Origin of the sequence: Catenulispora subtropica (genome assembly GCF_039531675.1) — a bacterium.
Taxonomy (GTDB): Bacteria; Actinomycetota; Actinomycetes; order Streptomycetales; family Catenulisporaceae; genus Catenulispora; species Catenulispora subtropica.
In genome coordinates, this window is the sequence record NZ_BAAAQM010000088.1 from 24,536 (window position 1) to 30,975 (window position 6,440).

Here is a 6,440-nt window from a genome sequence, read left to right on the forward strand (position 1 = left end):
CAGGTGAACATCCCGGAACCCTCACACCCGGACACCCCACGACCGGAAGGAGAGCACGTGGACGGCACCGCCGCGGCGCCGGCCCGCACCCGCGGCCGCCCCCGCAGCGCCCGAGCCGACACGGCGATCCTGGCGGCGACCCGCGCACTGCTGGCCGAACGCGGCTGGGCGGACCTGACCATCGCCGAGGTGGCCGCCCGCGCGGGCGTGGCGAAGACCACCCTCTACCGCCGCTGGCCGGGCAAGGCCGATCTGGTGGTGGACGCGATGGCGGAGCTGTTCTCCCGCCTGGAGGTCGCCGACCGCGGCTCGATGCTCCACGACGCCCTGGCGGCGGTGGGCCAGTATGTGGACCTGCTCCAGCTGCCGGAGACCCAGGCGGCACTGCTGGCCCTGGCCGCCGAGGCCGACCGGGACCCCTCGCTGCGCGCGAAGGTCCGCAGCCAGGTGATCGACCCACAGCGGCGGCTGGTGTACGAGGCCTGGGAGCGGGCTTGCGCCCGGGGTGAGGTCGAGGGGGAGACCGACGTCGACCTGATCTTCGACATGATCTGCGGGACGCTCGTCCACCGGATCCTGATCAAGGGGGAGCCGGTGGACGAGGCGTATCTGACGCGGTTCGTGTCAGTGCTGCTGGCGGGGTTGGCGCAGCTGCGGATGAGCGGGGGGATCTGAGCGGGGTCCGCGCCGTCGCCGGGACTGAGCTCGAACATGACGCCGGCGGGCCCGGGCTGGTTCACCAGCCCGGGCCCGCCGATCAGCCTTCGAACGCCGAACCCGGCTGAATCTCAGATCCGCGCCGGCTCCCGGTACACGCCCCACTCCGCACGCAGGGCATCGCAGATCTCGCCGAGCGTGGCCTCGGCGCGGACCGCGTCCAGCATCGAGGGCACCATGTTCGCGCCGGAGCGCGCCGCGTCGATCATCTTCCCCAGCGCGGCCTCGACCGCCGCCCCGTCCCGCGCGGCCTTACGCGCGCCGAGCACGCGCACCTGCTCACGCTCCACCTCGTGCGAGACCCGCAGGATCTCCAGCGGCTCCTCGATCGTGTCCAGATGCGCGTTGACGCCGACGACGCGCTTGTCGCCCTTCTCCACCGCGCGCTGGTAGGCGAAGGAGCTCTCGGCGATCTCGGAGGTGAACCAGCCGTCCTCGATGCCGCGGAGCAGGCCGGCGGTCATCGGGCCGACGGGGTGGTCGGCGCCGTTCGGGGCCAGGTCCTTGATCCGCTGGAAGATGGCCTCGGCCTCGGCCTCGATCCGGTCGGTGAGGGCCTCGACGTACCAGGAGCCGCCCAGGGGGTCGGCGACGTTCGCGACGCCGGTCTCCTCCAGGATCACCTGCTGGGTGCGCAGGGCGATCTCCGCGGACTTCGCGCTCGGCAGGGCCAGCACCTCGTCCAGGGCGTTGGTGTGCAGCGAGTTGGTGCCGCCCAGGATGCCGGCCAGGGCCTCGATCGCGGTGCGGACCACGTTGTTGTCCGGCTGCTGCGCGGTCAGGGACACGCCCGCGGTCTGGGTGTGGAAGCGCAGCCACTGCGCCTTCTCGGTCTTGGCGCCGTACACGTCGCGCATCCAGCGGGCCCAGATCCGGCGGGCGGCGCGGAACTTGGCGATCTCCTCGAAGAACTCCACGTGCGCGTCGAAGAAGAACGACAGGCCCGGGGCGAAGACGTCCACGTCCAGGCCGCGGGACAGGCCGAGCTCGACGTAGCCGAAGCCGTCGGCCAGGGTGAACGCCAGCTCCTGCGCGGCCGTCGCACCGGCCTCGCGGATGTGGTAGCCGGACACCGACAGCGGCTTGTAGGCGGGGACCTCGGCGGCGCAGAACTCCATCAGGTCGCCGATCAGGCGCAGGTGCGGCTCGGGGTCGAAGAGCCACTCCTTCTGCGCGATGTACTCCTTGAAGATGTCGGTCTGCAGCGTGCCGTTGAGGCGGCTGATGTCCACGCCCTGCCGCTCGGCGGCGACCAGGTACATGCAGAACACCGGGACCGCCGGGCCCGAGATGGTCATCGAGGTGGTGACGTCGCCGAGCGGGATCCCGCCGAACAGCACCTCCATGTCGGCGGCGGAGTCGATCGCGACGCCGCAGTGCCCGACCTCGCCCAGGGAGCGCGGCGAGTCCGAGTCGTGGCCCATCAGCGTCGGCATGTCGAAGGCCACGGAGAGCCCGCCGCCGCCGGCGTCCAGGATCATCCGGTAGCGCTCGTTGGTCTGCTGCGCGTTGCCGAACCCGGCGAACTGGCGGATCGTCCACGGCTTGCCGCGGTACCCGGTGGGGTGGATGCCGCGGGTGTACGGGAACTCCCCCGGCCACCCGATGCGCTCGAAGCCGGGCACGGTGGCGCCCTCGGCCGGGCCGTAGACCGGCTCGACCTCGGCGCCGGAGATCGTGGTGAAGTCGGCGTCCCGCTTGCGCGCCGCATCGTACCGCGCCTGCCAGCGCGCGCGGCCCGCGGAGATCTGCTCGGAGTCCATGGAGCGAGATTTTACTAGGACGTCCTACTAAATGCGAGCGGGCCTTCCCCGGGCCGGCCTCTCCGCGTGCCGACGGGCCGGCTACGCCTCGAAGTCCCCGGCGGCGACCCGCAGCTCGCGCAGCACGGTGAACAGCTCGCGGTGCTGCTCCGACGACAGCGCCCCCATCCCGAACTCCTCGGCCATCAGGTCCCGCGTCGCCTCCTCCACGACCTCGCGCCCCTTGGCGGTGATCTCGGCCAGGATGCCGCGGCCGTCGTCCGGGTTGGGCCGCCGGGCGACCAGCCCGGACTTCTCCAGGCGGTCGATGATGTTGGTCACGGAGGTCGGGTGCACCTGCAGCCGCTGTCCGATCTTCGACAGCGGCAGCGCGCCGGCCCGGCTGAAGGTGAGCAGCACCAGCGCCTCGTAGCGGGCGAAGGTGAGCCCGTACGGCTTCACGATCGCGTCCACCCGCGCCAGCAGCAGCTGCTGCGCCCGCATGACCGAGGTGATCGCGAGCATCGAGGTGGACTCTCCCCAGTGCTCCTTCCACGACTGGAAGGCACGCTCGATCGGGTCGAAGTTGAGGCTGTGGTCCTTGGGCACCCGGTTACGTTAGCCGGTCCCCGCGTGCGGGGTGTTCCCCTACAGCGGACGGTGTGCGCGTTGAGTGGACGAACCCCAACCCGATCGCGTTGACTGGCAAACGTGACAGAGGTCAAGAGCGAACCAGGCACGCCGCGGGCAGAAGCCGCCGCGTCTTTCCCCTGGCCGATCCACGAAGCAGTGCTCGACAACGGTCTGCGCGTCGTGGTCAGCCCCGATCCCACGACCCCGATCGCGGCCGTGAACCTCTGGTACGACGTCGGCTCCCGGCACGAGCCGGCCGGCAAGCACGGCTTCGCGCACCTCTTCGAGCACCTGATGTTCGAGGGCTCCGCGCATGTGGCCAAGGGCGAGCACTTCGAGTGGGTGACCGCGGCCGGCGGGGCCGCGATCAACGCCACCACCAACCCGGACCGCACCAACTACTTCCAGGTCATGCCCTCGGCCCAGCTGGAGCTGGCGCTGTGGCTGGAGGCCGACCGCATGGGCTCGCTGGCCCTGACCCAGGAGACCCTGGACAACCAGCGCGAGGTCGTGAAGAACGAGCGCCGCCAGCGCTACGACAACCCGCCGTACGGCCGCTGGGTGGAGTACGCGTTCGAGCTCACCTTCCCCGAGGGCCACCCGTACCACCACACCACCATCGGCTCGATGGAGGAGCTGCAGGCCGCGGCCCTGGAGGACTTCCAGGACTTCAACGCCGTCTACTACTCGCCGAACAACGCGGTCCTCACCGTGGCCGGCGACGTCGACCCGGCCGAGGTGGTGCGCCTGGCCGAGAAGTACTTCGGGGGCATCCGGCCGCACGGCGCGATCCCGCCGGCGCCCGACGGCGCCCTGCCGAGCCTGAAGATCGGCGAGACCAGGCGCCGCGTGGAGCCGGACGAGTCGGTCCCCCGCCCGATGACGTTCTTCATGTTCCGCGCCCCCGACTCCCGCGACGAGAGCTTCGCCGCGGTCGAGGTCCTCGCCGCGGTCCTGGGCCGCGGCCGCGGCTCCCGCTTGTACCGCAAGCTGATCACCGAGAAGAACCTCGCCCAGCGCGAGGAGGCCTACACCTCGACCTGGGGCCTGGCCTACGGCGCCTCGGTGTTCATCGGCCTGTTCAGCCCCCGCGACGGCGTCGAGGCCGCCGACGTGGAATCCGAGTTCCTGGCGGTCCTCGACGCCCTCGCCGACGGCTCCGCGCCGGTGTCGGAGGCCGAACTCGGCCGCGCCAAGGCCATCCTCACCAGCGACTGGCTCCGCGCGGTCGGCGAACTGGGCGGCCGCGCCGACATGCTCGGCCAGTACGCCACCCTGGAGGGCGACCCGAAGGTGGTCCAGGACTACCTGGCCCGCCTCGAGGCGGTCACCGCCGAGGACGTGCAGCGGGTGGCTTCCCTGATCCTCCCCGCGGACAACCGGGTCGTGATCGAGTACGTGAAGCCCGCCCCGCAGGACGCCGCCGAGGAGGACGCAGCATGAGCAACACCCTGATCGCCGAGCGGCCGGCCGGGGGTCCGCCGCGCCCCTACGTCTTCCCCGCCGTCACGCGCACGAAGCTGCCCGGCGGCGAAGTGGTGGCGGCGCACCTGCCCGGCCAGCGCATGGCCTACGCCGGCGTCCTGCTGGAGGCCGGCGTCGTCCGCGAGCCCGCGGGCAAGGAGGGCGTCGGCAAGATCACCACCGACCTCTTGCGCGAGGGCACCGAGCTCAAGAGCGGCGACGAGTTCGCCCTGGCCCTGGAGTCCCTCGGCGCCTCCTGGTCCGGCTCGGTGGACGCCGACGTCCTCCGGGTCGGCGTCCAGGCACCGGTGGACCGCATCGCCGCCGCGGTGGCCCTGGTCGCCGAGGCGCTCCGCCGCCCGCGCCTGGCCGAGGCCGACTTCGACCGCGTCCGCACCGACCGGGTGGCCAAGCTGACGACCGCCTGGGCGATGCCCGGCACCCGCGCCAACGAAGCCCTGATGCGCGGTCTGTTCCTGCCCGAGAGCCGCTACAGCATCCAGGACACCGGCACCGTCGCCTCCGTCAGCGCCCTGACACTGGACGACGTCCGCGCCTACCACGACGCCCACCTCTCGGCCGGCGGCACGCTCCTGCTGTCCGGCGACCTGGCCGGCGTGGACATCGCCGCCCTCGGCGAGATCGTCCTGGGCCGGCCGGCCCCGGACGTCGAGCCCGCCGCCCCCACCGCCGCGCGCGAGCTCACCACCCGCGAGATCGTGGTGGTGGACCGCCCCGGCAGCGTCCAGTCGGTCCTGGCGATCGCCCACCACGGGCCGCGCCGCGACACCGAGGACTACACCGCCATCGAGGCCATGGCCACCATCCTCGGCGGCACCTTCAACTCCCGCCTGAACCACCAGCTGCGCGAGGTGAAGGGCTACACCTACGGCGCCCGCGGCGGCTTCGAACTGGGCCGCGACAGCGGCATCTTCTCCGCCACCGCCTCGGTCCACACCGAGGTCACCGCCGAGGCCGCGGTCGACGCCCTGGCCGAGATCGCCCGGATCAAGGCCGAGGGCGTCACCGACGACGAACTCGCCTCCACCAAGGCGTACCGCACCGGCTCCCTGCCGATCGCCCTGCAGACCCCCGGCTCGGTCGGCGGCGCGCTGGCGCAGATCGTCGAGTTCGGCCTCCCGGACGACTACTTCACCCGCAAGTACACCGAGTACACGAAGCTGACGAAGGACGACGTCGACGCGGCCGCGACCCGGCGCCTGTCCCCCGACCGGGCGGTCGTGGTGATCGAGGGCGACGCCGAGAAGATCCTGCCCGGCCTGAAGGACGCCGGCATCGGCGAGGTCCGGGTGGACGCCGAGGGACAGGCGTAGCCCGTGCGTATCTGAGTTCTGAAACACCCTGCGGGCCCTCCGGTCGTCTCCGACCGGAGGGCCCGCTTTTCGCTGTCCCCCACTGAGTACCCTTGTGCTCCCCTTGTCGGCACTTTGCCGAATATTTACCCGCGAAGCGCGTTGACGCCACCCGCGAATGCTCCTAATTTCCCCGGTCGGTACGTGTCCTGACACCCCACCTCCGATGAATGGACCGAGAACCGGTTCGGAGAGGAAAACCACGTGCATCGGGTTCCCTTGCGAGCGGTCGTAGGCCTGGGGACAGCGGCGATCACGCTGTTCGCCGCCGCGGCCACCGGAGTGGCGGCGAGCTCGCCGTCCTCCTCCTCGGGCAGCGCCAACCCCTACCTGCCCACCTACAACCACCCCTACCGGCACGGCGCCGTGCCCAACGTCTTCCAGAACCAGAAGGCGAAGGCCTGGGCCGCCGCGCACCCGGACGCGGCGTCGGTGAACACTCTGGCCTACGGCGGGGGGATCGACGGCATCGGCGTCATGTCCGGCGCGAAGTCGAAGGTCTACCTCGTCT

Annotated in this window: 5 protein-coding genes and 1 pseudogene; 4 read left to right on the forward strand and 2 right to left on the reverse strand. The window is 71.5% G+C overall.

Annotation, left to right across the window (positions count from 1 at the left end; genetic code table 11):
- Positions 1-57: 57 nt before the first annotated feature.
- On the forward strand, positions 58-675 hold the full coding sequence (locus ABD466_RS42175; protein ID WP_344662936.1) for a TetR/AcrR family transcriptional regulator: 618 nt from the start codon (positions 58-60) through the stop codon (positions 673-675).
- Positions 676-788: 113 nt separating this feature from the next.
- Here ABD466_RS42175 and icmA read toward each other — a convergent pair whose 3' ends face one another.
- Both icmA and ABD466_RS42185 read right to left on the reverse strand, forming a co-directional pair.
- Complete coding sequence (gene icmA / locus ABD466_RS42180; RefSeq protein ID WP_344662937.1) at positions 789-2,480, reverse strand: coenzyme B12-dependent isobutyryl-CoA mutase large subunit; 1,692 nt, start codon at positions 2,478-2,480, stop codon at positions 789-791.
- An 81-nt stretch (positions 2,481-2,561) separates the two neighbouring features.
- Positions 2,562-3,068: a MarR family winged helix-turn-helix transcriptional regulator gene (locus ABD466_RS42185; RefSeq protein ID WP_344662938.1), complete on the reverse strand. Its 507-nt coding sequence runs from the start codon at positions 3,066-3,068 to the stop codon at positions 2,562-2,564.
- Between the two features lie 102 nt (positions 3,069-3,170).
- Between ABD466_RS42185 and ABD466_RS42190 the strand changes: the two genes are divergently transcribed.
- From ABD466_RS42190 to ABD466_RS42200, 3 genes and pseudogenes are all read left to right on the forward strand, one after another.
- Complete coding sequence (locus ABD466_RS42190; RefSeq protein WP_344662939.1) at positions 3,171-4,535, forward strand: M16 family metallopeptidase; 1,365 nt, start codon at positions 3,171-3,173, stop codon at positions 4,533-4,535.
- On the forward strand, positions 4,532-5,890 hold the full coding sequence (locus tag ABD466_RS42195) for a M16 family metallopeptidase (protein ID WP_344662940.1): 1,359 nt from the start codon (positions 4,532-4,534) through the stop codon (positions 5,888-5,890). The genes ABD466_RS42190 and ABD466_RS42195 overlap by 4 nt, the downstream gene beginning before the upstream one ends.
- A gap of 243 nt (positions 5,891-6,133) precedes the next feature.
- A pseudogene (locus ABD466_RS42200) lies at positions 6,134-6,440 on the forward strand (hypothetical protein); the annotation flags it as partial.